Origin of the sequence: Ruegeria profundi, assembly GCF_001507545.1 — a bacterium.
GTDB lineage: Bacteria > Pseudomonadota > Alphaproteobacteria > Rhodobacterales > Rhodobacteraceae > Ruegeria > Ruegeria profundi.
In genome coordinates this window covers 92,883-119,121 of record NZ_LQBP01000001.1, presented here as the reverse complement: position 1 = coordinate 119,121, position 26,239 = coordinate 92,883, and the positions used below count along the sequence as shown (strand labels likewise).

The 26,239-nt window shown below is 55.4% G+C and carries 31 protein-coding genes and 1 tRNA gene; 13 read left to right on the top strand and 19 right to left on the bottom strand.

Features of this window, described 5'->3' with window-relative positions:
* Positions 1-4: 4 nt before the first annotated feature.
* A complete protein-coding gene (locus AVO44_RS00605) occupies positions 5-823 on the bottom strand; it encodes an SDR family oxidoreductase (RefSeq protein ID WP_068331238.1) in 819 nt (272 codons plus the stop codon).
* 124 nt (positions 824-947) lie between these two features.
* Between AVO44_RS00605 and AVO44_RS00600 the strand changes: the two genes are divergently transcribed.
* From AVO44_RS00600 to AVO44_RS00590, 3 genes are all read left to right on the top strand, one after another.
* Positions 948-1,961 carry an NADPH:quinone oxidoreductase family protein gene (locus AVO44_RS00600; RefSeq protein ID WP_068331235.1) on the top strand — a complete coding sequence of 338 codons (1,014 nt, stop codon included), beginning with the start codon at positions 948-950 and terminating at the stop codon, positions 1,959-1,961.
* Between the two features lie 92 nt (positions 1,962-2,053).
* On the top strand, positions 2,054-2,503 hold the full coding sequence (gene aroQ, locus AVO44_RS00595) for a type II 3-dehydroquinate dehydratase (protein WP_068331233.1): 450 nt from the start codon (positions 2,054-2,056) through the stop codon (positions 2,501-2,503).
* Positions 2,500-3,255: a helix-turn-helix transcriptional regulator gene (locus AVO44_RS00590; RefSeq protein ID WP_068331231.1), complete on the top strand. Its 756-nt coding sequence runs from the start codon at positions 2,500-2,502 to the stop codon at positions 3,253-3,255. The genes aroQ and AVO44_RS00590 overlap by 4 nt, the downstream gene beginning before the upstream one ends.
* 373 nt (positions 3,256-3,628) lie before the next feature.
* Here AVO44_RS00590 and tsf read toward each other — a convergent pair whose 3' ends face one another.
* From tsf to AVO44_RS00565, 5 genes are all read right to left on the bottom strand, one after another.
* Positions 3,629-4,504, bottom strand: coding sequence for a translation elongation factor Ts (gene tsf, locus AVO44_RS00585; RefSeq protein ID WP_068331229.1), 876 nt, complete (start codon positions 4,502-4,504; stop codon positions 3,629-3,631).
* A 77-nt stretch (positions 4,505-4,581) separates the two neighbouring features.
* Positions 4,582-5,373 (bottom strand): 30S ribosomal protein S2, encoded by a 792-nt coding sequence (gene rpsB / locus AVO44_RS00580; RefSeq protein WP_068331227.1) that lies wholly within the window; start codon positions 5,371-5,373, stop codon positions 4,582-4,584.
* Positions 5,374-5,541: 168 nt separating this feature from the next.
* Positions 5,542-6,396 (bottom strand): lyso-ornithine lipid O-acyltransferase, encoded by an 855-nt coding sequence (gene olsA, locus AVO44_RS00575; protein ID WP_068331225.1) that lies wholly within the window; start codon positions 6,394-6,396, stop codon positions 5,542-5,544.
* Positions 6,371-7,138 carry an L-ornithine N(alpha)-acyltransferase gene (gene olsB, locus AVO44_RS00570; RefSeq protein WP_068331223.1) on the bottom strand — a complete coding sequence of 256 codons (768 nt, stop codon included), beginning with the start codon at positions 7,136-7,138 and terminating at the stop codon, positions 6,371-6,373. The genes olsA and olsB overlap by 26 nt, the downstream gene beginning before the upstream one ends.
* Before the next feature lie 98 nt (positions 7,139-7,236).
* Entirely contained in the window at positions 7,237-7,419 is a 183-nt protein-coding gene (locus AVO44_RS00565; protein ID WP_010440107.1) for a DUF3553 domain-containing protein, read from the bottom strand.
* 42 nt (positions 7,420-7,461) lie between these two features.
* On the opposite strand from AVO44_RS00565, the gene AVO44_RS00560 reads away from it, so the two are divergent.
* Positions 7,462-8,058 (top strand): histidine phosphotransferase family protein, encoded by a 597-nt coding sequence (locus AVO44_RS00560; RefSeq protein ID WP_068331221.1) that lies wholly within the window; start codon positions 7,462-7,464, stop codon positions 8,056-8,058.
* Here AVO44_RS00560 and AVO44_RS00555 read toward each other — a convergent pair.
* The 8 genes from AVO44_RS00555 to AVO44_RS00520 all read right to left on the bottom strand — a co-directional run bounded on the left by AVO44_RS00555 (position 8,055) and on the right by AVO44_RS00520 (position 15,057).
* Positions 8,055-9,317 carry a glutamate-5-semialdehyde dehydrogenase gene (locus tag AVO44_RS00555; protein WP_068331219.1) on the bottom strand — a complete coding sequence of 421 codons (1,263 nt, stop codon included), beginning with the start codon at positions 9,315-9,317 and terminating at the stop codon, positions 8,055-8,057. The genes AVO44_RS00560 and AVO44_RS00555 overlap by 4 nt on opposite strands.
* A 46-nt stretch (positions 9,318-9,363) precedes the next feature.
* Entirely contained in the window at positions 9,364-10,470 is a 1,107-nt protein-coding gene (gene proB / locus AVO44_RS00550; RefSeq protein WP_068331217.1) for a glutamate 5-kinase, read from the bottom strand.
* Positions 10,458-11,492 (bottom strand): GTPase ObgE, encoded by a 1,035-nt coding sequence (gene obgE / locus AVO44_RS00545; RefSeq protein ID WP_068331210.1) that lies wholly within the window; start codon positions 11,490-11,492, stop codon positions 10,458-10,460. Before obgE ends, proB begins: the two co-directional genes overlap by 13 nt.
* Before the next feature lie 37 nt (positions 11,493-11,529).
* On the bottom strand, positions 11,530-12,066 hold the full coding sequence (locus tag AVO44_RS00540) for a GNAT family N-acetyltransferase (protein ID WP_068331208.1): 537 nt from the start codon (positions 12,064-12,066) through the stop codon (positions 11,530-11,532).
* Positions 12,067-12,314: 248 nt separating this feature from the next.
* Positions 12,315-12,584, bottom strand: coding sequence for a 50S ribosomal protein L27 (rpmA, locus tag AVO44_RS00535; RefSeq protein ID WP_010440093.1), 270 nt, complete (start codon positions 12,582-12,584; stop codon positions 12,315-12,317).
* An 11-nt stretch (positions 12,585-12,595) separates the two neighbouring features.
* Entirely contained in the window at positions 12,596-13,207 is a 612-nt protein-coding gene (locus tag AVO44_RS00530; protein WP_068331206.1) for a 50S ribosomal protein L21, read from the bottom strand.
* A 207-nt stretch (positions 13,208-13,414) separates the two neighbouring features.
* A complete protein-coding gene (locus AVO44_RS00525) occupies positions 13,415-14,215 on the bottom strand; it encodes a DUF2059 domain-containing protein (RefSeq protein ID WP_068331204.1) in 801 nt (266 codons plus the stop codon).
* On the bottom strand, positions 14,215-15,057 hold the full coding sequence (locus tag AVO44_RS00520; RefSeq protein ID WP_068331202.1) for a DUF2059 domain-containing protein: 843 nt from the start codon (positions 15,055-15,057) through the stop codon (positions 14,215-14,217). The genes AVO44_RS00525 and AVO44_RS00520 overlap by 1 nt, the downstream gene beginning before the upstream one ends.
* A gap of 123 nt (positions 15,058-15,180) precedes the next feature.
* Between AVO44_RS00520 and AVO44_RS00515 the strand changes: the two genes are divergently transcribed.
* The 3 genes from AVO44_RS00515 (at position 15,181) to AVO44_RS00505 (ending at position 17,246) form a co-directional block, all read left to right on the top strand.
* Positions 15,181-15,270, top strand: a tRNA-Ser gene (locus AVO44_RS00515).
* A gap of 208 nt (positions 15,271-15,478) precedes the next feature.
* On the top strand, positions 15,479-15,991 hold the full coding sequence (locus AVO44_RS00510; RefSeq protein ID WP_068331200.1) for a hypothetical protein: 513 nt from the start codon (positions 15,479-15,481) through the stop codon (positions 15,989-15,991).
* Positions 15,992-16,214: 223 nt separating this feature from the next.
* Positions 16,215-17,246, top strand: coding sequence for an alcohol dehydrogenase catalytic domain-containing protein (locus AVO44_RS00505; protein ID WP_068331199.1), 1,032 nt, complete (start codon positions 16,215-16,217; stop codon positions 17,244-17,246).
* 150 nt (positions 17,247-17,396) lie between these two features.
* Here the strand turns inward: AVO44_RS00505 and rpsI are convergent, their stop codons facing one another.
* From rpsI to AVO44_RS00490, 3 genes are all read right to left on the bottom strand, one after another.
* Complete coding sequence (rpsI, locus tag AVO44_RS00500) at positions 17,397-17,882, bottom strand: 30S ribosomal protein S9 (protein ID WP_068331197.1); 486 nt, start codon at positions 17,880-17,882, stop codon at positions 17,397-17,399.
* Between the two features lie 6 nt (positions 17,883-17,888).
* The gene (rplM, locus tag AVO44_RS00495) at positions 17,889-18,347 is read right to left on the bottom strand and encodes a 50S ribosomal protein L13 (protein WP_039536983.1); all 459 of its coding nucleotides are present in this window, start codon (positions 18,345-18,347) and stop codon (positions 17,889-17,891) included.
* A gap of 163 nt (positions 18,348-18,510) precedes the next feature.
* Positions 18,511-19,914 (bottom strand): aminotransferase-like domain-containing protein, encoded by a 1,404-nt coding sequence (locus AVO44_RS00490; protein ID WP_068331194.1) that lies wholly within the window; start codon positions 19,912-19,914, stop codon positions 18,511-18,513.
* Positions 19,915-20,014: 100 nt separating this feature from the next.
* On the opposite strand from AVO44_RS00490, the gene AVO44_RS00485 reads away from it, so the two are divergent.
* Positions 20,015-20,242: a DUF1127 domain-containing protein gene (locus tag AVO44_RS00485; protein ID WP_068331192.1), complete on the top strand. Its 228-nt coding sequence runs from the start codon at positions 20,015-20,017 to the stop codon at positions 20,240-20,242.
* A gap of 56 nt (positions 20,243-20,298) precedes the next feature.
* On the opposite strand, the gene AVO44_RS00480 is transcribed toward AVO44_RS00485, so the two are convergent.
* Positions 20,299-20,742 (bottom strand): PaaI family thioesterase, encoded by a 444-nt coding sequence (locus AVO44_RS00480; protein WP_068331190.1) that lies wholly within the window; start codon positions 20,740-20,742, stop codon positions 20,299-20,301.
* Between the two features lie 58 nt (positions 20,743-20,800).
* Between AVO44_RS00480 and AVO44_RS00475 the strand changes: the two genes are divergently transcribed.
* The 4 genes from AVO44_RS00475 to gluQRS all read left to right on the top strand — a co-directional run bounded on the left by AVO44_RS00475 (position 20,801) and on the right by gluQRS (position 24,721).
* Complete coding sequence (locus AVO44_RS00475; RefSeq protein WP_068331187.1) at positions 20,801-21,586, top strand: enoyl-CoA hydratase; 786 nt, start codon at positions 20,801-20,803, stop codon at positions 21,584-21,586.
* 252 nt (positions 21,587-21,838) lie between these two features.
* Entirely contained in the window at positions 21,839-23,179 is a 1,341-nt protein-coding gene (gene trmFO / locus AVO44_RS00470; protein WP_068332547.1) for a methylenetetrahydrofolate--tRNA-(uracil(54)-C(5))-methyltransferase (FADH(2)-oxidizing) TrmFO, read from the top strand.
* Between the two features lie 37 nt (positions 23,180-23,216).
* Positions 23,217-23,831: a class I SAM-dependent DNA methyltransferase gene (locus AVO44_RS00465; protein ID WP_068331185.1), complete on the top strand. Its 615-nt coding sequence runs from the start codon at positions 23,217-23,219 to the stop codon at positions 23,829-23,831.
* On the top strand, positions 23,828-24,721 hold the full coding sequence (gene gluQRS / locus AVO44_RS00460) for a tRNA glutamyl-Q(34) synthetase GluQRS (RefSeq protein ID WP_068331183.1): 894 nt from the start codon (positions 23,828-23,830) through the stop codon (positions 24,719-24,721). The genes AVO44_RS00465 and gluQRS overlap by 4 nt, the downstream gene beginning before the upstream one ends.
* 5 nt (positions 24,722-24,726) lie before the next feature.
* Here gluQRS and hisI read toward each other — a convergent pair whose 3' ends face one another.
* Positions 24,727-25,116 carry a phosphoribosyl-AMP cyclohydrolase gene (gene hisI, locus AVO44_RS00455; RefSeq protein WP_068331180.1) on the bottom strand — a complete coding sequence of 130 codons (390 nt, stop codon included), beginning with the start codon at positions 25,114-25,116 and terminating at the stop codon, positions 24,727-24,729.
* Between the two features lie 48 nt (positions 25,117-25,164).
* Here hisI and AVO44_RS00450 point away from each other — a divergent pair, with 48 nt between their 5' ends.
* Positions 25,165-25,617, top strand: a complete 453-nt coding sequence (locus AVO44_RS00450) for an iron-sulfur cluster assembly scaffold protein (protein ID WP_068331178.1) — start codon at positions 25,165-25,167, stop codon at positions 25,615-25,617.
* The last annotated feature ends 622 nt before the right edge of the window (positions 25,618-26,239 follow it).

Here is a 26,239-nt window from a genome sequence, read left to right as displayed (position 1 = left end):
GCAATCACATGGCTTCGGCGAAGATATTGCCGGCTGTTTCCACGTTGATACCACCGGACACCGGAATAACCGCCCCGGTAACATAGCTGCCTCCTCGTCCACACAGAAATAACATGCAGCCCGCAATATCCTCATCGCGTCCGACGCGCCCCAATGGCACCGTACTTCCCACCCGCTCTCGGGTCTCTTCGTCGGCGGTGGCAAAGGCGGTCATCTTTGAAACGAATGGTCCGGGTGCCAGAGCGTTTACGGTGATATGCTGGGGCGCGAACTCTTTCGCCATGATTTTAGTCAGGTGCAGAACGGCCGCTTTTGAGGCTGCGTAACTATAGGCACCATCCCCCATTGGCACCTCTCCCATCACTGAGCCAACATTCACAATGCGTGCCGGATCATCGGCCGAGCCCGATTTCATCAGTGTGGGCAGAAGTTTCTGCGTTAGTTCGAATAGCCCGGCGACGTTTACAGACATGACTTTGTCCCAAGCATCGTAGGGGAATTGACCCATCGGAGCTCCCCATGTCACGCCTGCATTATTCATCAGTATATCAAGCGTTTCCGTGCGCTTGTTTATCTCGGTTACTAATGCATCGATCCCTTCTTGCGTAGCGACATCACCACCAAATCCTTCCGCGTGGCCCGAGGCGCCCAGTGCGTTCAGTTCAGAAGCAACCGCCTCGCAGGCCTCGACCTTGCGCGACGCAATCAGTACCCGCGCTCCCGCCCGCACCATTGTCTCGGCAGCCATTCGGCCAATACCGGTCGCTCCTCCGGTTACAAGCGCTGTTTTGCCCTGCAATGAGAATAGCGTTTCAGGGGTCATGGTCTGCTCCTTGGTATTTGAATCGCTAACAGGCAGTTTGTCGTGGAAACCTTTGATTTCTTGACAACACCTGCTGTGACGACAAAGTTCGTTCTGACTGAATAACATGGATAACAGGGCGAATATGCAAGCTTTACTCAGCGTCGTACCAGGAGGTCCTGAAACTTTGGAGTTGAAGACCCTGCCCGATCCAACACCGGGTAAGGGGGAGCTTCTGGTTGGTATCAGGGCGGCAGGCGTGAACTTCCCGGATACATTGATCATAAAAGACCTCTATCAGATCAAGCCGCCGCGCCCTTTTTCACCGGGTGGAGAAATTGCGGGAGAAGTCCTGGCAATTGGTGAGGGCGTGACTGGTTTCACAATCGGGGACTGCGTTTTGGCGCTTACCGTTTATGGTGGGTTTGCCACGCACGTGACACTCCCCGCGGCAGCAGCCGTTAAATTTCCGGAAACAATGCCCTTTGAAGATGCCGCTTGTTTCGTTTTTACATACGGTACGTCCTATCACGCCTTGAAAGACCGTGCTGCCTTGCAGTCTGGCGAAACACTTCTGGTGCTTGGTGCCGCCGGAGGGGTTGGCTCGGCAGCGGTCGAGTTGGGCAAAGCGATGGGTGCACGAGTTATTGCGGCAGTATCCTCAGAGGACAAAGCCGCTTTTTGCCGAAGCCTCGGCGCTGATGAAACGATTATCTATGCAAATGAAATGGACAAGTCGGCGCAAAAGGCATTTTCTTCTGAAATCAAGGCTCTGGCGGGGCCTTCAGGTGTGAATGTAGTTTATGACGCCGTGGGGGGTGACTACGCTGAACCTGCGTTGCGCAGTATGGGTTGGGCCGGGCGATATCTGGTGGTTGGTTTCCCGGCCGGAATTCCCAGAATCCCGCTGAATCTGCCCCTTCTGAAAAGCTGTCAGATCGTCGGCGTTTTTTGGGGAGCCTCTGTCTTGCGCGACCCCAAAGGCCATGCTGAAAACGTAAAAGATTTGTTTCGGTTATATGCCGAAGCTCGTATAAAACCAAAGATTAGCGCTAGATTTCCGCTAAATCGGGCGCCCGAAGCTTTGGCCCATCTCTCCAGCCGATCGGCGTTTGGGAAGATCGTAGTCATCATGCCCGACCAGTCGGAGCATGACTGAAGCAGAATGTCATACTCGCCGTAAGCGAGAATTTGGCGGTGGACACTACCGCCCATCCGCGACTAAGAACCTGTAATGGGGACAGTGAAGTAATGCTAAAAACCTTGATTTTAAACGGCCCAAATCTGAATCTTTTGGGAACCAGGCAGCCCGAGGTTTACGGAAGCACAACGCTTGAGATGGTTGAAGACCTTTGTAGAACCCATGGATCTTCAATTGGTTTTGAGGTGACTTGTTTTCAATCCAACCTCGAAGGCGCGTTAATTGACGCCATTCATTCCGCGAAGGGCGAACAGGACGGGCTCATTCTGAACGCCGGCGCGTATACGCATACGTCGATCGCTTTGATGGATGCGATTGCATCGGTCGAGCTGCCGGTGGTTGAGGTGCATTTGTCAAACATCCACGCGCGCGAAGATTTTCGGCATGTGTCCTATATTGCGAAGGTTGCGATTGGACAGATTTGTGGCTTTGGCCCGCAAGGATACACGCTGGCTCTGGATGCTCTGTCCGCACATCTGAAAAACAGGCAAGCTCAATGAAACTGAGCGAATACCTGCACTTTCTGAGCTATACCAAAACCTTGGAAGAGCTTTGGGATGCCCATTGCCGTCAGATGGCGAAGTTCGGGTTCGATAGGCTAATTTATGGCCACACACAGTTTCGAACGGAAACCTCGCTGGGCGACCCCGAGGATTTCCTGGTTCTTACCAACCATGAAAAATCGTATTTGGATGGGTTCCTGCGCGACGGGCTTTACTTTCATGCCCCCATGCTTAAGTGGGCGCTGAACAACGAAGGTGCAGCAAGTTGGAGTATGGCGCAGGAAATGGCAGCCAAAGGAAAGCTGACAAAAGAAGAGCTGGACGTTCTCAACTTCAACAGAATGCATGGTGTGTCATTTGGATATACGGTCAGTTTCACGTCGGTGTCGATGCGGTCTAAAGGGGCAATTTCATTGTCTGCGGGTGAAGCAAACTCTCAGAAAGAGGTTGATGCGCTTTGGAAAGATTGCGGCGACGATATCTTGTTGATGAACAATGTCGCGCACCTGAAGATCCTTACCCTGCCCTATCACGCGCCGAACCGGGCCCTGACAAAGCGTCAGCGCGAAGCTTTGCAATGGGTCGGAGATGGAAAAACCACCCAGGATATCGCTTTACTGATGGGTCTGACCTCTGCGACGGTTGAGAAACATCTGAGGCTGGCGCGCGAGGCACTTTCAGTGGAAACAACGGCCCAAGCTGTACTGAAGGCTTCATTGCAAAATCAGATGTTCATTATGGAGGTGTAGACTGGATTCTGACGCCTTAATGCGTCAATTTACCTTAGGTAAGGAAATCATTACTTTCCGAATCTTGGCTGTTAGTTGCAAAATGATATTGTTCCGTGAGTGGTGGCTTTAGCCAGGGAACATTTGGATGGATCTTTGCAATACCAAGGCGCTCCATCCGCTCTGACAACCAGGCGTCTATTTGTACGCGTCTGTGTGTCGGAATTTTGAGGGGCCCCGACCATCCCCATCTTGCGGGGTCCCTCAATTACCCCGCAAAAAAGGGCGCGTTCGCGCCCTTTTCTATTTAAATCGTCTTTGCGTGAAATGACCCCCGCAGTACGCGGCTGGTTTTTTGAGTGTGCCCAGAACTTATTCATCCGGGCACATTCACTTAACCTTGGGCGGCCTTTGCGACTTCGGCTGCGAAGTCTTCCTTTTCGACAACGATGCCTTCGCCAACTTCCAGACGGATAAAGCCGGTGATGGTGGCGCCTGCTTCTTTTGCCGCTGCTTCAACGGTCAGGTCAGGGTTCACGACGAATTGCTGGTTCAGCAGAGTGGATTCAGCGACGAATTTCTTCATGCGTCCTTCGATCATCTTCTCGATCACCTGCTCCGGCTTTCCGGATTCGCGGGCGATATCCATCTGAACCTGCTTTTCTTTCTCGACAACTGCCGGGTCCATGTCCGCCTCGGACAGAGCTGTCGGGTTCACAGCCGCAATGTGCATTGCAACCTGTTTGCCAATCGCTTCGTCGCCACCGGTCAAGGCGACCAGAACACCGATTTTGCCCATCCCATTGGTCGCCGCGTTGTGGACGTAAGACACAACAGTGTCACCCGACAGCTTCGCCATGCGACGCACCGACATGTTCTCGCCAATGGTGGCGATCTTGTCGGTTAGCGTGTCGGCAACGCTCTTGCCGCCCAGATCAGCCGCCAACAGCGCCTCGACATTGTCGACGTTTTTGGCTGCGGAGGCGATCTTACCAACCATTTCCTGGAACTCGGCGTTCTTCGCAACGAAGTCGGTTTCCGAATTCACTTCGACCGCGACACCGTTGCCACCGTCGACATGGACAGCAACCAGACCTTCTGCTGCAGTACGGCCTGATTTCTTAGCCGCTTTAGCCAGACCTTTGGTGCGCAGCCAGTCAACGGCTTCGTCCATGTTGCCGCCGGTTTCAGTCAGCGCCTTTTTTGCGTCCATCATGCCTGCGCCGGTCGAGTCGCGCAGTTCTTTAACCATTGCTGCTGTGATTGCCATCTCTTGGCTCTCCTCAATTCAAACGGATTTGGGGCAGGTCATACCCTGCCCCATATGTCATTTACGTGACGGGCAGCTTACGCTTCGGCGGATGCTTCTGCGTCGGCCGGGGCTTCGTCGGCAACGGCTTCTTCAACCGGGGCTTCTTCGAACGCGCCCAAATCGACACCTGCGGCGCCCAATTGTGCGGTCATACCGTCCAGAGCGGCACGTGAGGCCAGATCGCAGTACAAAGCAATTGCGCGGGCTGCGTCGTCGTTGCCTGGAATGATGTAGTCAACACCGTCGGGCGAGCAGTTGGTGTCAACAACGGCGACAACCGGAATGCCCAGCTTGTTGGCTTCGGCGATGGCCAGTGCTTCTTTTTTGACGTCGATGACGAACAGCAAGTCAGGAACGCCGCCCATTTCACGGATACCGCCCAGCGAAGCTTGCAGCTTGGCTTGGTCACGTTCCATGCCCAGACGCTCTTTCTTGGTCAGGCCTTCGGCACCGGATTCCATGGCTTCGTCGATCTGGTTCAGACGGTTGATCGACTGGGAAACGGTTTTCCAGTTGGTCAGGGTGCCGCCCAGCCAGCGGTGGTTCATGTAGTACTGAGCCGACTTTTCTGCCGCTTCCGCGATCGGGCCAGCGGCCTGACGCTTGGTGCCAACGAATAGAACACGGCCACCTTTGGCAACGGTGTCACGAACGGCTTGCAGCGCCTGATCCAGCATCGGAACAGTTTGGGTCAGGTCCATGATGTGGATGCCATTGCGCGAGCCGTAGATGAACGGGCCCATGCGGGGATTCCAACGCTGTGTCTGGTGACCAAAGTGAACGCCAGCTTCCAACAGCTGACGCATTGAGAACTCGGGAAGAGCCATGCGGTATTTTCCTTTTCCGGTTTACGCCTGGGCGGGGGTGAAAGAAGCAGATGCTCCAACCGGCGGTCTTAATGAGGATGTCTCCCTCAAAAAGCCCAAACCCCGCCTGCGGGTTTGAATGGCGCGCGTATAAGGTAGGTTTTGTCGTTTCGCAAGGGGTATTCGCCCTTATTTTTCAAGCCGTGCCAAGCTATGAGCGTGGCGCACCGCCTCTTCACAATGCGCGGCCAGTGCCTTGCGGTCTTCAAAGTCGCTAACCTTGGCCGGGGCGTGATAAATAAGCTCGACGCTACCCTGTCGGCGCGCGCCCAGCGTTTTGATCAAATGTGGACCAAAATCCATCTCGCCCCACCAACCATAAAACCTTTCAGGCTGGCCATTGGGCGCGTGGAAAATAACCGTCACCGGCTGGACGTACATGAACTCACGCAACTCATCTGCGAAGAACGCCGCAAAGAGCGTTGTTTTAAAGGGCAAAATGCGCAGCCCGTCTGTTGAGGTCCCTTCTGGGAAAAACAGAAGCTTGTGGCCAGCCTTCAGGCGGGCTTCAAAGACTTTGGTTTGTTCCTTTGCCTTCTTACGGTCGCGCTCAATGAAAACCGTGCCAGTTGCGCGAGCCAGCCAACCTATGACGGGCCACTTTGCAACCTCGGCCTTAGAGACGAAATAAACGCGCTTCCTCGCATTCAGCGCGAAGATGTCCAGCCAACTTGTGTGGTTGGCCACCACGGCACCGCGCTGCCGCATCAATTCGCCAGATGTCCGAAAACCGATTCCCAGAATCCTGAACGCGTTGCGACAGACGAATTGCGGAATGAACGGAGTGATCGGACGGCGCACGCCAAACAGGGGGTACTCGAATAGGCGAATGAGGACGAGAACGGCCAGCCCACCGAACACCAGCAAAGCCAACGGCACGCCACGCAAGGCAACCAAAACCCAGCCCACCGGGCCAAGGACAACCGAATCTGGCGCATCCTCGCTGTTCCAGATCGGCTCACTCACTGCGTTGGACCCCGCCATAGATGCGCCTTTGACGTGAGTTCATGCGGGCAGTGTCGAGGATCAGACAAATATCCGTTGTATTGAACGCCTGGTCGATAAATGCACCCTCACCAACGAACCCCCCAAGCCGCAGATAGGCCTTGATAAGAGCCGGCACCTGCACCATCGCGGCCCGACGATCCAGATCTTGCGGCGCAACAAGATCCATGGATTCAAACTGCCCCGGTTGCGCCCTTACCCGAAGTTCCGGGGGCGCCAGGTGGTTGTGATGCAACATTGATAAGGGCTGAGCCAATTTCTGAACGTCGGTTCCATGAAAGCTGGCGACACCGAACAAAACCTCGATCTTGCGTTCGTTGACATAAGCCGCAAGCCCGTTCCAAAGATGGTACATTGCCGTGCCGCCGCGATAGTCGGGGTGCAGACAAGACCGTCCCAACTCCAACAGCTTCCGCCCGCTTTGTTTGAGGACGCTCAGATCGTATTCGTCTTCCGAGTAAAACTGCCCAAGCTTTGCCGCGCAATCGCCGGACAACAGCCTATAAACGCCGATAACTTCGCCCGTCAGGTTATCAATCGCCAGCATGTGGTCAAAGTAAGGATCGAACTTGTCCTGCTCTAATCCGGCCTCGTGATCGACCATCTCTCCGCCACCACCCAGTTCACGAACAAAAACGTCATATCGCAGCCGCTGAGCCGCACGTAACTCGGCCTTGGTTTCCGCTAGTCTGATCGTAAAGGAAGAGCCCGCATCCGGCATTGGTGGTTCCGTTTTTGTTTGCGCGCTGATACCTCAACTCTCGGGGGTATGGCAACATAAGCAGATATGCGAGAAAGTTAACCTTTCCTAAACCAGTTTCACGGATCAAAGACAGGCATCAGAGCGATACGCGTTCCGTCAATCACCACTTTCCCTTGTTCGCGGAAGTTCACGGTGATTTTTCCGCCGATGTTGGACTGTACCTGTCCAACGCCCCAATCGGGGAAATCGGGGTGGCGGACATACATGCCCGGTGCAAGAATGGCATTCAGGTCTGTCATCATGGGCTCCGGGTCCGGCGGCAGATGCATCAGGAGGTACGCATGAGCGACACCACAGTCAACCTGGCAGAATTGATCGGTTCCAGAATCTGTCACGATCTGATCAGCCCTATTGGTGCGATCACAAATGGGCTGGAACTGCTTGAGATGGTTGGCTCAATCCATGGCCCTGAGATGGAGTTGATCTCGGGCAGTGTCGGCAGCGCAGGTGCGCGCATACGGTTTTTTCGGGTCGCGTTTGGTTCGGCCAGCGCTCATCCGCTGGGGCGCGCCGAAGTTTCAGAGTTGCTGAGGGATATCGAACGCGCAGGGCGCTTGCGCGTGAATTGGCACCTGACCGAAGCGATCCCGCGCAACCAGGTCAAACTGGTCTTCCTCGCTTTGATGTGCTGCGAAAGCGCAATGCCGTTTGGCGGCGAGGTCACAGTAGAACAAGCGGGTGAAGATTGGGCGATAACCGGTTCTGCTGAAAAACTAAATGTAGAGGCGGATCTGTGGAAAAACCTGACGACGGGGCAGTTCGCAAACAAGCTTACGCCAGCGCAGGTGCAATTTCTTCTTCTGCCTGAGACTGCCGCGTCAATGGGGCGGCGGGTGGTGGCCGAAACCACCTCAACCCGTTTGGAAATCCGGTTTTAGGACCGTGTCGTTCCGTCTCCGCGAACAAGATATTTGAAGCTGGTCAACTGCGCAGCACCCACCGGACCGCGCGCATGCATCTTTCCTGTTGCGATCCCGATCTCGGCGCCCATACCAAATTCGCCACCATCGGCGAACTGCGTCGATGCGTTGTGCATCAGGATCGCGCTGTCCAGTCGCTCAAAGAACCGCGCGGCGGCGTCTGCGTCTTCCGTCATGATACAGTCTGTGTGGTTTGAGCCATATTGACGGATATGGGCAATGGCTGCGTCGATATCGGCCACGGGTTTAGCAGCGATGATACTGTCGAGGTATTCTTTGCCCCAATCCTCATCGGCGGCAGCAACCGTCCCATCGATGGTCAGATCGCCCTTGGCATGCACTTCTACACCTGCGGCTTGCAACGCGGCAATGACGTCCCTGCCCAGCGTTTTTGCTACGTCTTCGTGGATCAACAGACACTCCGCTGCACCGCAGATACCCGTACGCCGGGTTTTGGCGTTGAGAACGACATCCAGTGTTTTCTTAGGGTCAGCAGCTTTGTCGATGTAGATATGCACAATGCCCTCAAGGTGGGCAAAGACGGGCACGCGGGCTTCTCGCTGAACCAGGCCAACCAGTCCCTTGCCCCCGCGCGGCACGATGACGTCAACGTAATCCGTTAAGGTCAAAAGCTCCTGAACGGCGGCACGGTCCCGGGTTGGGACCAACTGGATGGCGTCCTCGGGCAGATTGGCGGCCTTTAGCCCCTCAACAAGACAAGCGTGAATAGCACCTGAGGAATGAAAGCTTTCCGACCCGCCGCGCAGGATCACCGCGTTGCCGGATTTCAGGCACAGCGCACCTGCGTCCGCAGTGACATTTGGACGGCTTTCATAGATGACACCAATCACGCCTAAAGGAGTGCGCACGCGCTGGATGTTCAGGCCCGACGGCATATCCCATTCCGTAAGCACTTCGCCCACAGGGTCAGCCTGCTCAGCGACAGTGCGCAGCCCGTCAACCATGCCCTGAATGCGGGCCTCGTCCAACATCAAGCGATCCATCATCGCCGGGCTCAGCCCCTTTTCGCGCCCGAACTCAAGGTCCTTCTTGTTTGCCGCGATGATGTCGGCCCGGTTGGCCCAAACTGCATCTGCAGCAGCGGTCAGCGCTGCGTGCTTACGTTCGGCGCTGGCAAAGGCCAATTCGGCCGAGGCCGCCTTTGCGCGCTTTCCGAGATCGGCCATCAGTGTGGGAATACTGTCGAAGTCCTTCATCTCATGTGCCTTTCGATCAGGTGCGTGGTGTACTTTCATCGTGCTTCTACAGCGCCAAATCGTCTCGGTGGATCAGGACCGCCCTTCCCGGATATCCAAGAATGGCCTCAATTTCGGAAGACTTGCGCCCCTTAATTGCATCGGCCTCTTGCGCGGTATATCGGCTGAGACCTTGCGCCAAACGGCGGGCTACCGGATCCAGAATAGCCACCGGATCACCGCGGCCAAAATCTCCGGTCACTTCAACGATGCCAGCGGGAAGCAGACTTTTCCCATTGCCAAGCGCGCGGGCGGCACCGGCGTCAACCACGATTTCACCGCGTGGCTTCATTGCAGAAATCCAGCGTTTCCGCGCCGCATGCGGGTCCAAGGTCGCCGTGAACCACGTGCAATTTGCCCCATTCTCAAGCGTCTTCAAAGGGTTCAAAGGCGATCCTTCAGTAATTGCCATATCACATCCCGCAGCCGTCGCCATCTTGGCCGCCAACAGCTTGGTCTTCATCCCGCCTTTGGACAAGCCCGATCCGGCGTCCCCCGCCATGTTTTCAATTTCCGGGGTGATCTCTTCGATTACATCGAAACGCGTGGCCATGGCGTCATCATTCGGGTTCCCGGTATAGAACCCGTCCACGTCCGATAGCAGGATAAGCTGATCCGCGCCCACAGTGACTGCGATCTGTGCCGCCAACCGGTCATTGTCACCATAGCGAATCTCATCGGTCGCTACCGTGTCGTTTTCGTTAACAATCGGAACGACGCCCAAGCTGAGCAGTGTTTCCAGCGTCGCGCGAGAGTTCAGGTATCTGCGACGGTCGGTGCTGTCTTCGAGCGTGACCAGAACTTGCCCAGTCTTGATCTTATGTGGCGTCAGCGCCTCTTCATAAGCACGCGCCAATCGGATTTGTCCAACAGCCGCCGCAGCCTGAGATTTTTCAAGCGCCAATGTCTCCATCGGCAAACCCAGCACCCCGCGACCAAGGGCGATTGAGCCGGATGAAACCAGAATGACATCCGTGCCCTGCCCCTTTAGCCAAGCCACGTCTTGCGCCAAGGAATGCAGCCACTCCGACCGCAACAAACCCGAGCTCCGATCCACTAGCAAAGCAGACCCGATTTTGACCACCAGTCGTTTGGCAGAGGTCAGGGTTGCCACGTCCTCGCCTCCTCAGCGGGCTTTTGCCGTAAGCGGTTCTCGTCAATCTGCGCACGCAAGGCTCGCAGCACGTCGGTTACGCCCAGATGGGCCACACCTGACATGGTCATCACCGGGCCGCCCACCGCCTCTTCCAATTCAGTTTTGGCAAGATCGCGTTCTTCGTCGTCCAGCGCGTCGACCTTGTTCAGCACCGTAATCCGGGGCTTTTCGGCCAATTCACCGCCATAGGCCTCAAGCTCGTTAATGATTGTTCGGTAGTCTTCGGCAACCGTTTCGGAAGTTCCGTCAACGAGATGCAGCAGAACGGCGCAACGTTCGACGTGGCCTAGAAACCGATCGCCGATCCCCCTGCCCTCATGCGCGCCTTCGATCAGGCCGGGGATGTCGGCCACCACGAATTCGACATTGTCGACACCGACGACGCCGAGGTTGGGGTGCAATGTGGTGAACGGATAATCGGCAATTTTAGGGCGCGCGTTCGATGTGGCGGCCAGAAAGGTCGACTTGCCCGCGTTGGGCATTCCAAGCAGTCCCACATCGGCAATCAGTTTCAGCCGCAGCCAGATCGTGCGCTCGACCCCAGCCTGCCCCGGATTGGCCCTACGCGGCGCTTGGTTGGTAGAGGACTTAAAGTGCAGGTTGCCAAAGCCGCCATTTCCACCTTGGGCCAGCAGAAACCTCTGGCCCACTTCTGTCAAATCGCAGATGACCGTTTCTTCGTCCTCGTCCAGGATTTCGGTGCCGACAGGCACGCGCAGAACGATGTCATCACCATCTTTGCCCGTGCGCTGTTGCCCGCGCCCCGGCTGGCCGTTTTTGGCGAAGAAATGCTGCTGATAGCGAAAGTCGATCAGGGTATTCAGCCCATCCACGACCTCAACCCAGACCGAGCCACCTTTGCCGCCGTCCCCGCCATCGGGTCCGCCGTATTCGATGTATTTTTCGCGCCGGAAGCTGACGCAGCCGCTACCACCGGCCCCGGACCGGATGTAGACCTTTGCAAGATCGAGAAATTTCATGACTGTCCCCTACTGCAAAGGCCCCATCGGCCACAAGTCAGAGTTTTTTACTGTACGTCCAAGTGGGCACATTTGCATCGCGCGCCACGGAATAGCTTTCGGCATCGCCAAGATACTGGAACCCGCAATGGGTCAGCACACGAGCCGAGGCCGGATTATCTTGAAACACGCTAGCGAACATGGTCGCATTCCCCAAAGGATTTGCGTTGACCAACGTCTCCACTGCGAGCGACGCAATGCCTGTGTTCCAATAAAGCGGGGCCACCCAATACCCCACTTCGGTCTGATTGCGATCCAACCGCGTCAACGAAATCAGGCCGATCAGCTCAGGCCCATCATCCTTGGTCGCGTCCATGGCCCAAACATCTTCTTCCCGATCTTCGGCCATCGCGCGGGCCACAAGGGCCTCGCTCGACCCCGGCGGTAAAGGATGCGGGATCGACGTTGTCATGCGCGCAACGCGCTCATCACCGGCGTAATGTTCGATGAGACCCATATCCGACCGACGCAACGGGCGAAGGTCGAACCGTTCGGTTTCTATGACCGGTTGGTTAATGATTGTCTCCAGCTTCATCTGTGCGTTCCTCCTCCGAACACAACGTAAATTCTGACGCGACTCTAAATCTTATATGCGCCAACATTGGATATCCGTTCCCCGGCGATCATTAGCAGCGCGTGTAACCGGGCCGTTTAAACGGACAGGTATGTAGCTTGCTGAACAGGTCATCGGGGCGATTCATCAAAACTGCGTTAAAACGAGAAAAGGGACCGGCATTTTCTGCCGGTCCCCCATGAATTTTCAAAAACCTTCTGGGTTTCGGCTTACTCTGCGGCCTCCGCCACTGGCAGGACCGAAATAAAGGTGCGGTTCTTTAGTCCCTTGTGGAACTTCACGGCGCCATCAACAGTAGCAAAGATGGTGTGATCTTTGCCCATGCCTACGCCTTCACCCGGCCAGAACTTGGTGCCGCGCTGACGTACGATGATGTTGCCTGCGATAGCCGCCTGACCACCATACAGTTTCACGCCAAGGCGACGACCTGCTGAGTCGCGACCGTTACGGGAGGAACCGCCAGCTTTTTTATGTGCCATTCTCTCTCTCCTTAGCCTTTGGCCAGTTCTTTGGCCTGCTCAACCCATTCGGGTTTCACTTTGATGGTGTCGATAGCAGCAATCTGCTCATCCGACAAGGCGGCCAGAGCGGCAAAGCTCTCGATACCGGCCTCATTCAGCTTTTTGGCAGCGGCGGGACCGACACCGTTCAACTGAGTCAGATCGTCAGCGGCAGCAGCGGCGGGTGCCTCTGCTTTGGCTTCTGCTTTCTTGGCAGGCTTTGCAGCAGGTGCCGCTTCGCCAGCCGGAGCAGACCCGGTTGCAGCTTTGATGCCCGACTTGTCAGCGCCCGACGACAGGATGTCGGTGATTTTGACCAGAGTCAGCTTCTGACGGTGGCCAACAGTACGCTTCGAGCTGTGCTTACGACGACGCTTGACGAACTTGATGACCTTGTCACCTTTGATCTGTTCGATCACTTCGGCCTGTACGCCTGCGCCTTCAACGAAAGGTGCACCAACAACCGGGGCATCGCCGCCCAGCATCAGAACATCATTGAATTGAACTTTTTCACCTGCGTCGGCAGCCAGTTTTTCAACGCGGAGGATATCGCCCGCCTGAACCTTGTACTGCTTGCCGCCAGTCTTGAGGACCGCAAACATGCGTCTTTCCTTTTTCAAACCGCGTTCTGTGGTCCCCGGCTGGGTGTTTTGGCTTTCGCCACCTCGAACAGCGCGCCCTTTTCGGGCTGTGTGAAGACCCTGGGGAAAGCCCGTTAGGTCAATAATAACGATACCCGGCGCGGAGAAACCGGCCGGGATGCGCGCTTATCCATATTGTAAGGAAGAAAGTCAACAACAAATGCAGACTTACAGGTCTGACCCTTTGAGTACCTGTGCGACCGCCTCACCCAACTGAAAATAGATCGCATCGAACATCTGATCAAAGCTCTCAAAAAGAGCTGTATTGACGGCCTTGCCCGTCTCGGTCCGCGAAAACGCGATATTCTCGCGCATCTGGGCGTCGCTCAGCGGTTTGTAGGCCAACAGGAAAAAGGAATACAGCCAGGTGCGGGTTTCTTCGGTGGTGCCGTCTTTTTGTTCAAGTAACTGCGTAAGCAGTTCCGCTTCGTTCTGGCCTGCACCAATGTTCAGTCCGCGGAAAAAATTGTAGTCTGCACTGATCGAATTCTGAACGTTCTCTTCGATCAGATTGTTGACTTGAATGTACTCATCCACCAGCCGATACAAATCCGCGTCGCGGTCCGCGTTTTTGTAGTTATCCTGCGCCATCTCCTCGATCGTTTCGTCCGACAACGCCACACGGGCCGATAGTTCGAGTGACACAAGGGTCTGACCAAGCTCGCTTTCGAAGAACAGGATTGCTTGGTCCAGCTGTTTGTCAGAAAGCGTGTCATCAAACACCTCTTCGACATACAGGCGCATTTTGTCGGCGTCATAAATCCGGGCAACCTGATCAAGAAAGACCGGACCGCCTTTATTGTCCAGAAAGGTCTCTTGCAGGTTTTGCCCCAGTATTTCACCTTCGTCGCGCAGGATATCGATGACTTCGTCCAGTTGCAAAGCGTGCAACAACCGGTCAACTCTTTCCTCCGCCTGCAGCGGAAAGGCTGATACAAAAAATGTCAGTACAACCGCAATCAGGCGCATCAGATATCCTGAGCGGGGTGTAAGTCCGCCATCCTCGCAGCGAGATCTTCGAATTTCATCGCCATAATCTCATACTGAACGGCGTTGAGCAGCTCATAGACTTCTTGCATCAATGGCTGCTCCAGGGCGTCTGCATATGCGACAACATCCGCGTCAGAAAAATCCTGATAGGTGTAGGCCGCACCTGCAAGCGCAGACAGCTGCAACGCTTGGCGCATGCCGGTTTCGTTCTGTCGCATCATTTCGCGTAGTTCATCTGCGCTCAATTGCAGGTCGATTACGCCCGAGGCACTTGCGGCCAATAGAAACCGCAATTGGATTTCCTGCAGTGCGCGCAGGGCTGTCCCGCTGGAATCAATTGCCGAGTTCATGCGTTTGAGGTTTTCAACCCGGCTTGACCCCTCTTTGATAAGGTCAGCTACGATTTCCTGCCCCTCTTGTTGCTTGGCGTCTTCGTCCTCGCGCAAGTGGGATGCGTTTTCCGCCTCGACCAACCTCTGACCCAAATCCGAAGCATAAAACTCAACCGCGTGGTTCAGCGCCTCATCTCTCAGCGTTTGTTCCAAAATCGATACGGCAGTTTCATGCATATCTTCGATGTTGAACACGTCTTCGGTAAGCCGCTTCCAATCGGAACCGAAGCCGTCGGGGTCGATTCCCAGCATCTGTGGCGCCGATGCGGACGACAAAGCAATGCTCTCCAAAGCCACATCAAACCCCGTTGTGGTCAGAAACGCTTCTATCCTGTCGCGTCCGGCTGCGAAGGTCTGCGCCGGCAACAAGACGGACGTCATAAGTATGAACGAAGTAATCAGGGCGGTGCGGCGAAGAAGATAGGTCATACCAAAGAGCCTAGGTGATTTAATCTCTGTGGCAATGGAAAATCCCGTGATGATGAGATTCGGGAATTTTCTGCTTGCACCCCTGCGCGTTCCTCACTAAATCCCCCCCTCACAGACCCCCGCGGAGAGGTGCCGGAGTGGTCGAACGGGGCGGTCTCGAAAACCGTTGTGGGTGCAAGCCCACCCAGGGTTCGAATCCCTGTCTCTCCGCCACTTGCCAAGTAACGCAAGGTGACCTGACAATCCAAGAATGTTCTCCGCATAGCAGCCAAAGCGCTGGCGGCATGAAATCGCCGTCAGTCGATGACGGATCGGCGCAGCATGGCCCAATCCAAGTTTTGAACAGAGTTTTCGGGATTTCTGAATAGGCAATCGCTAAATTTGGATCAGCTTTGAGACACATTTTTCAAAGGAGAGAGTTATGTCGCGTACCCTTATAGTTGTCATCATTATTGCTGCAATCGGTGTCGGATTTTACTACTTCGCCGCACAACCTGAACCCACCCCAGCTGAGCAAGTTCAGGCCGCGGCTGAGGATGCAGGAGAGGCAGTCAGCGAAACGGCCGACGCTGCTAGCGAAACCGCAGACGCCGTGGCCGAGGAAACAAATGAAGCCGCTTCTTCCATTACAGAACAGGCGACTGAAGCGGCGGAACAGGCCGGGCAAGCGGCCAGTGATTTGGTCAATCAGGCCGGTGAGGATGTCGCTGCACTGGCTAACCAGGGTCAAGACCTCTTGAATTCGTGGATTGAGGAAGGCGCGCTAACCCTTGAAAACTTTGACTATGACGCAATCGTAGCGTCGGTTCAGGAAAGCAATTTGGCGCAGGACCTGAAAACACAAGCCATTCAGATTCTGGATGACATACAGGCGTCGCCTGAATTGATAGCGGCCAAGATCCAAGAGCTTCGCGACCTTTTGGGGGGACAATAGAGCAAACAGGGCCGACCTCTTTGGCTCGGCCCCGTGTTTGTGACGCCCTGCAAGCTCCATTAACGTCAAGCTGCGGATCGATTGACGTGCCACACCGCGTTTGATTGGTTGCGATCCAGTTGAGGGTAAATACATACCGTCAAAGGCTGTATCGCTGACGCAATGGTTTGCTCTGGCCGGATTTCACTGGCCGAGTTGACCTTTTCAATAACAAGGAACAAACATGACCACCCTGCCCCAAAGCATGTTCGCAACCGTGCTGCTACATGACGGTTTCACAGGGTCGCCCACCGGTCCATATATCGACGATGCTGGAGACTGGCTGGCTGAGGCCGAGCTGCCGGTACCTGAACCCGGCCCCGGGCAGGTTCTGATCAAACTGCGCGCGGCTTCGGTCAACCCGTCCGATATTCATTTCATCAAGGGTGAGTATGGACAACCACGCGTCAAAGGCGCTGCTGCCGGGTTTGAAGGCTGCGGCGATGTTGTGGCCACCGGAAAAGGGGCCGAGGCGCTGCAGGATCAACGCGTCGCCTTTGTTACCGGGGGTTCCGGTGCGTGGGCAGAATACGTGCTGGCACCGGCAATTATGTGCATCCCACTACGACCTGAGATTTCCGATGAAGACGGCGCCGCACAGATCGTGAACCCGCTGACGGCAATGGCGATGGTCGATATTGCGCGCGCGTCTGGGGATGCGTTCGTTCTTTCGGCGGCCACCAGTCAGTTGGGGAAACTGATGTGCAGTCTTGGCCGCGATCTTGGGCTGAAGCCAATTGCGCTGGTCCGGCGACCTGAAACGGTGGAGGCGTTGAAAGAGCTTGGGGCGGCAGAAGTGCTAGTGACAACGCACCCCAACGTTGTGCAGGACTTCAGCCAGATTTGCAAAGATCTGAAGCCCCGTGTTTTTCTGGATGCGGTTGTTGATCAACTGTCTGAACAGGTGTTCTGCGCCATGCCCAATCAGGCGCGCTGGATCTGCTACGGAAAACTCAGCGCTGAAGCGCCGACCCTGACCCAGAGTGGACAATTGATCTTTATGGGAAAGCAGATCGAAGGGTTTTGGCTGACAAACTGGGTGACATCCACGCCACCAGAAGTTCAGGCGCGCGTGGTAGCCGAGGTGCAAGCGCGCTTTGCTGATGGTCGATGGAAAACCGATATCTCTGAACGGCTTTCACTAAAGGCTTTGGTGCCAAATCTGGCGTCTGCGCTGAAAAAGAGCGGTGGGAAGGTGATTATTACACCCCAATAAAAAAATCGTAACGCCGGTAGAAAGGCAATGACCCACACGTGGTGACAACCGTCAGTTGGCTTAAGCATCCCAGGGTTTGCTGGTTGCACACAAATCAAAAAAAACGGCCGCAATTTCTTGCAACCGTTTGAAATTCGAAACCCGTAGAGATTAACGCTTCGAGAACTGGAACGAACGACGGGCTTTGCGCTTACCGTATTTCTTGCGTTCCACGACGCGGCTATCGCGGGTCAGGAAGCCAGCGGCTTTCAGAGCGCCGCGCAGGTTGGGATCATACAGCTGCAGCGCTTTTGAGATGCCGTGCTTGACCGCACCGGCCTGACCGGTCAGGCCACCACCTTTGACGGTTGCAACAACGTCGAACTCACCTTCAACACCAGCAACCTGGAAAGGCTGGCGCAGGATCAGCTGCAGAACGGGACGAGCAAAGTACTTGTCCTGATCTTTGCCGTTCACGGTGACCTTGCCGGAACCCGGCTTGATCCAAACGCGGGCAACAGCGTCTTTACGCTTGCCGGTGGCGTAGGAACGGCCCAGTTCGTCACGCACGGGCTCACGTGCAACAACTTCTTCGGCCACGGTTTCAACGCCTGCGACGGCGCTCAGCTCTTCGAGAGTATTGATCTGATCAGCCATCGGTCATTAGCTCCGGGTGTTTTTCTTGTTCATGGACTTAACGTCCAGAACTTCGGGGGCCTGGGCTTCGTGCGGGTGCTCGGCACCGGCGTAAACGCGCAGGTTGGTCATTTGCTGACGTGCCAGACGGTTGCCCGGCAGCATGCGCTTGACCGCTTGGGTCACGACGCGCTCGGGGTGTGCACCCTCGAGGATTTGCTGTTTGGTGCGTGACTTGATGCCGCCCGGGTGGCCAGTGTGCCAGTAGAAGTTTTCTTCGCGCTTCTTGCCGGTCATCTGGATTTTGTCAGCGTTGATCACGATGACGTTGTCGCCCATGTCCATGTTCGGGGTGAACGACGCTTTGTGCTTGCCACGCAGGCGCATGGCGACGATCGAGGCAAGACGGCCCAGAACAACGCCCTCGGCGTCGATCAGGATCCATTTCTTGTCGATGTCTGCAGGAGTTGCAGAAAAGGTTTTCATGGCAGGATAGTCCTGTTTGATGTGAAAGACCGCCCCACGACAGAGCGGCCCGAATTCGATGAAGCGTATTTAGAGGCGCGCGCGATGCAGGTCAATAACGTTTGACGCTTTAAAAGTGTTCTATTTCAATGGCTTGTAAAATAGGTATTATTTTACCCCAACGTCAGACACTGATTTGCTCTGGCGGATTATCCAGCAGCTTACGCAGTCGCTGCATTGCGTCTTCGAACCTGTCCATTGATACATGCCCGTTCATCGCAATGCGTACTGCATTTGGCGCGCGCCCGTCGCGAAGGGCGAACTCATCGGCTGAACGTAGTTGAATCCCCTCACGCTCGGCTGCACGGCTGAAGGCGGCCGCGCGCCAACCGGATGGTAAATGAAGCCAAACAAAAGGAACGTCCGGCGCCCAGTTGAGTTCAAATCCACCCAAAGCATTGACCGCGACACGGACGTATTCCCCCATCTTTGCACGAACGTCCTTTGCTATCTGGCGCGTTCTGGGGTCGGACAGCAACAGGCGGGTCAGCTCAGCCAGCGGCTGCGCCAGCCCGAAATATCCGTATTCGGCGGAGCGCCGCAAATCTCCGCTTCTTTCCCGTGGCGCGATGGCGAACCCGACGCGCAACGCTGGTGTCAGTGTTTTTGAGATTGATGTCACGTGCCAACCCCGTTCGGGCGCAAGGGCGCGATAGCTCGGCTCGCGCGCAGCGCCCATGCGATAACAATCGTCCTCAACGATCTGCAGATCAAAGCGGCGGGCCACCTCCACAATTTCTTGTCGACGTTCAAGCGGCGTGTGCACCCCTGTGGGGTTCTGCACCTCTGGAGAAACGCAGACAGCTTGTGCCTGTGTTTGGCGAAGAACGCGCTCCATATCGGTCGGATCAATGCCCCATTTATCCATTTTTACACCGACAACATCAGCGCGCATCAACTCACCGGCCCGGCGGAATCCGGCATAGGACAGATCTTCGATCAGAATCAGGGGCTTGGTGCCGCGCAAGATGGTCTGAAAAACAAGGCACAACCCGTTCTGACCACCATGGGTCAGAACGATGTCGTCATGCGAGAGCGCACCCAAAGGAAGGTCTGACAGCCAGTCAACCACGGTCTGTCGCATCGGTTGATATGCGTCGCGGGTTGGATAGTTCAGGAATAGGCCAGGATCAGCTTTGGAAACCTTTTGCAAGCATTCGCGGATCAAAGCCACCTGCCCCATATCTGCCAGACGCGGACTGAACAGGCTGACATTTGCGTTGTACTTGTCATCGCGCAGGTGAAGCTGACGGGCCCAGACATCATCCAAGATCGGAGATTTTGGCGGGGCCACGAATGTACCACGTCCAACCTCGGCTTGTAGCAACCCTTCATCCGTCAGAATGGTATAAGCCCGCGCGACAGTTCCCGGAGTGATCTGCAATCGATACGCCAGTTCTCGCACCGGAGGAAGTTTTGCTCCGACCTCCAGCATGTTGTTATCGATGGCCTTTCGGATGGTGTCAGCGACTAGTGTGTATTTCGGTCCCTTAGATGTCGGCAGTGCTTCGGGCCAAATTGTATCCATTACAATTCTTCCTTTGCTTTTGACACAATCCTGAATGTATCACCACAATGTACTTAGCACATTAGCTTTGTGTCAATACAATTTTGAAAGGATACCCAAGATGGCACGCGCAATGCACAACCCCGCCCTCATGCTGCTTAACGACAGTCCCCGGCTGCCGCTGATCGCCGCGCTGGCTGTGCGGTTTGCTGCGATTGTCACAAGATGGGAACGCCAACGCCGCACTCGGATTAATTTGTCCAAGCTGGATGACAGACTTTTGAAGGATGTTGGCCTGACACGGCATGAAGCACGCAAGGAATACACCCGGCCATTCTGGCAGGGCTGAGTTTCCCCAGTCCCACGATGGGACCTCTTCCTGGCCGGGCACTGCCCGGCCTTTTTTTATCCAAACGCAGCCGCGGCTGATCCTTCAGGTGGAAGCGAATACGTCATAGTGGCCCGCGCGACAGGCTTGTCGGACCCTTCGGAAAACATAAGCACGTCCCCAACGGCAAGACTGCGACCAAGTTTCAGCATGCGGCAATGGGCGATCATGTCCTTGCCACCCAAGGGTTTACGCAGAAAGTCTAAAGAACTGTTGGTCGTTACAGCCAGAGAAAGCCGTCCTTTGCGCGCAAGGATCAACGCATACACGCTCACATCAGCCAAACCGAACATGGACGGGCCGGACACTGTCCCCCCTGGCCTCAGATGTCTGTCTTCGACAACCAGCCGCATCACGATCGAGTCTTCATGGAGCTCTTCAATGACAAAATCCCGATGCACCTGCGGAAATATCTGCGCCATATATTCCGCCAGATCGTTCCGACTCATTGCCAATGACATGCTTTCCCTCCTCGACTTGCCGACCTAGAGTTGGCCCAACATCGCAACGGAGAGCAAGATGGCAATTCTGGAACGTAACGACACTGGCGCGGTCGCCACTCTAAAGCTGAACGCACCTGACCGGCTGAACGCGCTGAGCGACGAAATGCTCGCCGCCCTTCAGGCCGAGTTTGACGCTCTCAGCGGTGATTCCTCTGTACGGGCAGTGATCATAAAGGGGGAGGGCAAGGCGTTCTGCGCAGGCCATGACCTAAAACAAATGACGGCAGGTCGTCAGGCCGAGGACGGTGGCAAGGCCTATTTTCAGGATCTGTTCGGCAGATGCGCACGTATGATGCTGTCGATTCGATCGCTGCCCCAGCCGGTCATCGCGCAGGTCCATGGCATCGCGACGGCTGCGGGATGCCAATTGGTCGCCACTTGTGATCTGGCAGTAGCGGCTGAAGGGACGCGGTTTGGTGTGAATGGCGTGAATATCGGCCTGTTCTGTTCGACCCCGATGGTTGCGCTCAGTCGTAACATCCCGCGCAAACGAGCGTTCGAGATGTTGACAACTGGTGAGTTCATTTCAGCCGAAACTGCCGCAGAATTGGGTTTGATCAATCGTGTCGTGCCGGAAATGCTGCTGGAGCATGAAACTGCTACACTTGCAAATCAGCTTGCGGACAAGCTGGGCTCTGCCGTCAAGATCGGGAAGCAGGCCTTTTATCAGCAGCTGGAAATGCCGATTGAACAAGCCTACGATTACACCGGAGACGTAATGGCGCAGAATATGCTGCACCGTGATACCGAAGAAGGCATATCTGCATTTATCGAAAAAAGGCCGCCAAACTGGCATCAATAAGGCGATTATTGTCAACAATTTTTAGCATTGTTCGCAATTTAGCACTTTTCAAAAGGGCGACACTGTGGCAATGCTGGGACAGAGCTTAGGCTCTGGAGACACTTTTGGGTCGCCGTGGGCGGAAGGTCCCTCCAAGCTGGTTTCTCTCACCGGCGTAGACATTCCCGCAGCGGCGACCCCAAAATCCCCTAAAACACTAACGCTATTCAGTCTGTGTTGCGTTGTGCTTTGCACTGCCCTATGTGGCAGCGCATGACACAGAAATTGCATATCGTGGGCGGCGGCATGGCCGGGTCCGAGGCCGCTTGGCAGGCGGCGGAAATGGGCGTGGACGTAGTGATCCACGAAATGCGGCCCAAAGTGGGCACTTTTGCACACCAAACTGGCAATCTGGCCGAGATGGTATGCTCAAACTCTTTCCGATCCGATGATGACGAACAGAATGCAGTTGGCTTGCTGCATTGGGAAATGCGGGCGGCAAATGGGTTGATCATGAAGACAGCCGATGCGCACCGCCTTCCCGCCGGTGGCGCGCTGGCCGTCGATCGTGATCCCTTCGCCGAAGCCGTCACCGCGAAACTGCGCAGCCATCCAAGAATTGAGATCACTGGCGACGAGGTGACCACCCTACCCGACGATGGCCATTGGATTTTCGCAACGGGTCCTTTGACCTCGGCTACGTTGGGCGAAGCTATTCGTGCCGAGACCGGCGCCGAATCCCTGGCCTTCTTCGACGCAATCGCCCCCATCGTTTATGCCGACAGCATCGACATGAGCAAAGCCTGGATGCAATCGCGTTATGATAAAGGCGAAACCGAGGAAGAACGGACCGCCTATTTGAACTGTCCGATGGACAAGGATCAGTATGAGGCATTCATCGATGCGTTGCTGGCCGCCGATAAGACCGAATTCCATGAGGGCGAAACCGCGGGTTACTTTGACGGTTGTCTACCGATCGAGGTGATGTCTGAGCGAGGCCGCGAAACGCTGCGCCATGGCCCGATGAAACCGGTTGGTCTTACCAATCCGCACCAACCGGATGTTAAACCACACGCCGTGGTGCAGTTGCGCCGCGACAACGCTCTTGGGACGTTGTTCAATATCGTGGGTTTTCAAACCAAGATGAAATACGGTGCGCAGACTGAGGTTTTCCGAATGATCCCCGGTTTGGAAAACGCCAGTTTTGCGCGGCTTGGCGGGATTCATCGCAATACGTTTATCAACTCACCCACGCTTCTGGATGTGCAGATGCGTTTGAAATCCAAACCGAACATTCGGTTTGCCGGGCAGATCACCGGGGTTGAGGGCTATGTCGAAAGCGCGGCGATGGGTCTTTTGGCTGGCCGGCTGGCCGCGGCCGAAATTCTGGGTCTGGACCTGCCCGAGATACCGAAAGACAGCGCGATGGGTGCCCTGATCCACCATATTACCGGCGGAGCTGAGGCCAAGACTTTTCAACCTATGAACGTCAATTTCGGTCTATTCCGCCCCGTGGACGGCTTGAAAGGTGGACGTCGCGGTCGCAAGGACCGCTACAAGGCCTATACAGATCGGGCCAAAGCCGAGTGGACGTGCTGGTTGGAGCAAAGCTGACTGGACGCACCGGGGCTATCGCGCTTAACATCAGTCTATGAGCGATAAGTATCTCAAGGACACCTACGGCCTGGACACTCCGCAAGCCACGCACGCACATTATCAGAAATGGGCATCCTCCTATGATTCCGAGGTGGCCGCGCAAGGATATGCAACCCCCGGTCGCGTGGCCGAGGCATTGTGGTCGAAACTGCCCCATCCGCAGACGCCCATTCTGGACTACGGATGCGGAACTGGCTTGTCAGGTGTAGCCTTAAACGCAGTAGGTTTTGAGGTCATTGACGGCGTTGATCCATCCCCCAAGATGTTGGAGGGTGCGGCAGCTAAAGGCGTTTATCGCAAGCTCTCTTCTTTCGAGATCACGGATCCGAACCCTCTGGATCAAGATGCTTACAAGGCAATTGCTGCAATCGGCGTTATTGGCACTGGCGCAGCTCCGCCTGCGGTATTCGACGTATTGATGCGTGCCCTGCCCAAAGATGGACTGTTGGCGTTTTCCTTTAATGATCATACGCTTGACGACATCTCTTATACCGCACGCCTGAATGACTGGCTGGACACTGGTGCAGCTCGTTTGCTATTTCGTGAGTATGGCCCGCACCTTCCGGGGATGGACCTTAAATCTGACGTATATGTTGTTCAAAAAGCGTGATATTTAGAACTCGATTTGCGCCTTCACCCAGTGGTCCTTTGCATTTGGGGCATGCTTACTCGGCGCTTTTGGCCCATGATCTGGCAGTGGCGGAGAACGGTCAATTCCTTCTGAGGATTGAAGATATTGACCGCGCGCGTTCTCGTTCAAGCTGGGAAGATCAAATCTACAGGGATTTGCGCTGGATTGGTCTCAAGTGGCCTGAACCCGTGATGCGGCAATCCGAGCGATTGGACGTCTATACTACGGCGCTGGACGGGTTGTGGGCCCGCGGTCTGCTTTACCCGTGTACGTGCAACCGCAAAGATATTGCTTCAGCGGCCAGTGCGCCGCAAGAAGGCCGTCCGCTTCATGGACCGGATGGGATCATTTATCCGGGTACGTGCCGGGAAAAGTTCCGACCTTCCGCGGCAGATGAACCGCGCCCGAAGGACATTCCGCTTCGGTTGAATATGGCGGCTGCCTGCCGGGTGCTTTCCGGATCAGACGATCCTTGCGCTCAGATCGGATCCTTTCTGGAAACCAGTGCCGGACCAAATGGTGAGACAGGATCGATTGCGTTTACGATGAAAGAGTTGACGAACACGATCGGTGACGTGGTTCTGTCGCGTCGTGACATGGGAACATCCTACCACTTGTCAGTAGTTCTGGATGACGCCGCGCAACAGATTACCCATGTCGTGCGCGGACAGGACCTGTTCGAGGCCACGAGAATTCATGTCGTTTTGCAGCGCCTGCTGGGATTGCCAACACCAACGTACCGTCATCACAGGTTGATCCGCGACGAGGCAGGTAAACGGTTGGCTAAACGCGATGACGCGCGCGCGCTTTCAAAATACCGTGCGGAAGGTGCCACCGCAGAGGATATTCGGGCCTTGGTCGGTTTGTGACAGGGTCACACCATTGGTGGCATCAGCTCAACCTCTTTCCCGTCCCGCACGGCAGTGTAGAAGCAGGTCCTGCGGTTCGTGTGGCAGGCGGGGCCGGTTTGACGGACCAGAACCAGCAAGCAGTCGCGGTCGCAATCGTGCCGAAAATCTACCAGTTCCTGCACGTGACCTGACGTTTCACCCTTGATCCAGAATGACTGGCGGGACCGCGACCAATACGTGACGCGACCGGTTTCCAACGTTTTTTCTACGGCTTGCGCGTTCATCCAGGCCATCATCAACACCTCGCCCGAGCTTTCGTCTTGGGCTATGGCAGGGATCAGACCAGCTTCGTTGTACTTCAAAGACGATGGATCAAACGCGACAGTCGCGGACATGAGAAAAACCTTTTGCATCCCGGTAGAGGCTGACTATGTATGGGGGACAGGCAACGAGGTAAAGCCATGTCCGGTGAAAATGACCTTATCAAACTCTATTCTGGCCGCATCTTGTCGCTGGCAGCAGACATTCCGCATCTGGACCGGCTTGATCATCCTGATGCCACGGTAAAAAAGCGGTCACCTCTTTGTGGATCAACCATAACCGTTGATTTGAATGTTCAGGACGGCAAAGTCTCGGACTTTGGGCAGGACGTCAAAGCTTGTGCTTTGGGTCAGGCCTCTGCTTCGGTTGTTGGCAGCGCGATCATCGGCGCAACACGCGCGCAAGTGGAAACAGCGCGCGATCAACTGGCAGCCATGTTGAAAAAGGGTGGCCCCGCCCCGGATGCCCCTTTTAACGGTTTGGAAGTTCTGATTCCGGCGCGGGACTACAAGAACCGCCATGCGTCGATTATGCTGGCTTTAGAAGCCACAGCCGAAGCCTTGGAGCAGGCTGAACAGGCTAATTGTGCTTAAAACACGTTTTTTGTAATTCTTCTGCGCGCAAAACTTAGACCAGTTCAGACTAGTTAGACTGGTTCCTGTTTGAGGTACTGGGTCGGTATCACCCTAAAGTATTGATAGCGTGTTTGCAGCGGTGTGCCAGAAGGCTGTTCGCTCTCCCGCGTTAATCAAGGCCGATTATCTGAAGGTATTGATTTATTTTCAATGACCTATCACTTAGGCACGTCGTTTACGTATCAAGATAATGTAGTGCCGTTAAGGCAGCCTGTTGTTCTCTCTTCAAGCGCTTCAAGGTCGAAGCGAAGCCTGCATGCATACAAACCGGAAAGTTTTAAGAAAAAACCGCCGCGCCTTCCGGGCGGAAAGGGCGGCGGCAGGTTGTGCGTGTCTCGCGTAGGGTCCGGATAGCCGTACGAGGCCGAGGCAGGCCTCTCAAGAGGATTGGGACAGGTTGGTCACCCTTGACTGAAATGGGGATAACAGCACGGTAACGCCGGCACGAGATCGCAGGCAGAAAGGGTCAGAAAACTCCGGGCAGGTGTAGGGCAACCATCAACATAACCAACAAAGACAAGGCCCCGGCAGCGTCTTGCAAAATCGTCGACTGCGATCGGCTCAAAGTTGTCTTGATCTG

Bases quoted from the DNA above. Each gene is read 5' to 3' on its own strand.
- AVO44_RS00605 (WP_068331238.1), bottom strand. From the start codon at position 823: ATGACCCCTGAAACGCTATTCTCATTGCAGGGCAAAACAGCGCTTGTA.
- AVO44_RS00600 (WP_068331235.1), top strand. From the start codon at position 948: ATGCAAGCTTTACTCAGCGTCGTACCAGGAGGTCCTGAAACTTTGGAG.
- aroQ (WP_068331233.1), top strand. From the start codon at position 2,054: ATGCTAAAAACCTTGATTTTAAACGGCCCAAATCTGAATCTTTTGGGA.
- AVO44_RS00590 (WP_068331231.1), top strand. From the start codon at position 2,500: ATGAAACTGAGCGAATACCTGCACTTTCTGAGCTATACCAAAACCTTG.
- tsf (WP_068331229.1), bottom strand. From the start codon at position 4,504: ATGGCAATCACAGCAGCAATGGTTAAAGAACTGCGCGACTCGACCGGC.
- rpsB (WP_068331227.1), bottom strand. From the start codon at position 5,373: ATGGCTCTTCCCGAGTTCTCAATGCGTCAGCTGTTGGAAGCTGGCGTT.
- olsA (WP_068331225.1), bottom strand. From the start codon at position 6,396: ATGGCGGGGTCCAACGCAGTGAGTGAGCCGATCTGGAACAGCGAGGAT.
- olsB (WP_068331223.1), bottom strand. From the start codon at position 7,138: ATGCCGGATGCGGGCTCTTCCTTTACGATCAGACTAGCGGAAACCAAG.
- AVO44_RS00565 (WP_010440107.1), bottom strand. From the start codon at position 7,419: ATGACAGACCTGAATGCCATTCTTGCACCGGGCATGTATGTCCGCCAC.
- AVO44_RS00560 (WP_068331221.1), top strand. From the start codon at position 7,462: ATGAGCGACACCACAGTCAACCTGGCAGAATTGATCGGTTCCAGAATC.
- AVO44_RS00555 (WP_068331219.1), bottom strand. From the start codon at position 9,317: ATGAAGGACTTCGACAGTATTCCCACACTGATGGCCGATCTCGGAAAG.
- obgE (WP_068331210.1), bottom strand. From the start codon at position 11,492: ATGAAATTTCTCGATCTTGCAAAGGTCTACATCCGGTCCGGGGCCGGT.
- AVO44_RS00540 (WP_068331208.1), bottom strand. From the start codon at position 12,066: ATGAAGCTGGAGACAATCATTAACCAACCGGTCATAGAAACCGAACGG.
- rpmA (WP_010440093.1), bottom strand. From the start codon at position 12,584: ATGGCACATAAAAAAGCTGGCGGTTCCTCCCGTAACGGTCGCGACTCA.
- AVO44_RS00530 (WP_068331206.1), bottom strand. From the start codon at position 13,207: ATGTTTGCGGTCCTCAAGACTGGCGGCAAGCAGTACAAGGTTCAGGCG.
- AVO44_RS00525 (WP_068331204.1), bottom strand. From the start codon at position 14,215: ATGCGCCTGATTGCGGTTGTACTGACATTTTTTGTATCAGCCTTTCCG.
- AVO44_RS00520 (WP_068331202.1), bottom strand. From the start codon at position 15,057: ATGACCTATCTTCTTCGCCGCACCGCCCTGATTACTTCGTTCATACTT.
- AVO44_RS00510 (WP_068331200.1), top strand. From the start codon at position 15,479: ATGTCGCGTACCCTTATAGTTGTCATCATTATTGCTGCAATCGGTGTC.
- AVO44_RS00505 (WP_068331199.1), top strand. From the start codon at position 16,215: ATGACCACCCTGCCCCAAAGCATGTTCGCAACCGTGCTGCTACATGAC.
- rpsI (WP_068331197.1), bottom strand. From the start codon at position 17,882: ATGGCTGATCAGATCAATACTCTCGAAGAGCTGAGCGCCGTCGCAGGC.
- rplM (WP_039536983.1), bottom strand. From the start codon at position 18,347: ATGAAAACCTTTTCTGCAACTCCTGCAGACATCGACAAGAAATGGATC.
- AVO44_RS00490 (WP_068331194.1), bottom strand. From the start codon at position 19,914: ATGGATACAATTTGGCCCGAAGCACTGCCGACATCTAAGGGACCGAAA.
- AVO44_RS00485 (WP_068331192.1), top strand. From the start codon at position 20,015: ATGGCACGCGCAATGCACAACCCCGCCCTCATGCTGCTTAACGACAGT.
- AVO44_RS00480 (WP_068331190.1), bottom strand. From the start codon at position 20,742: ATGTCATTGGCAATGAGTCGGAACGATCTGGCGGAATATATGGCGCAG.
- AVO44_RS00475 (WP_068331187.1), top strand. From the start codon at position 20,801: ATGGCAATTCTGGAACGTAACGACACTGGCGCGGTCGCCACTCTAAAG.
- trmFO (WP_068332547.1), top strand. From the start codon at position 21,839: ATGACACAGAAATTGCATATCGTGGGCGGCGGCATGGCCGGGTCCGAG.
- AVO44_RS00465 (WP_068331185.1), top strand. From the start codon at position 23,217: ATGAGCGATAAGTATCTCAAGGACACCTACGGCCTGGACACTCCGCAA.
- hisI (WP_068331180.1), bottom strand. From the start codon at position 25,116: ATGCAAAAGGTTTTTCTCATGTCCGCGACTGTCGCGTTTGATCCATCG.
- AVO44_RS00450 (WP_068331178.1), top strand. From the start codon at position 25,165: ATGTCCGGTGAAAATGACCTTATCAAACTCTATTCTGGCCGCATCTTG.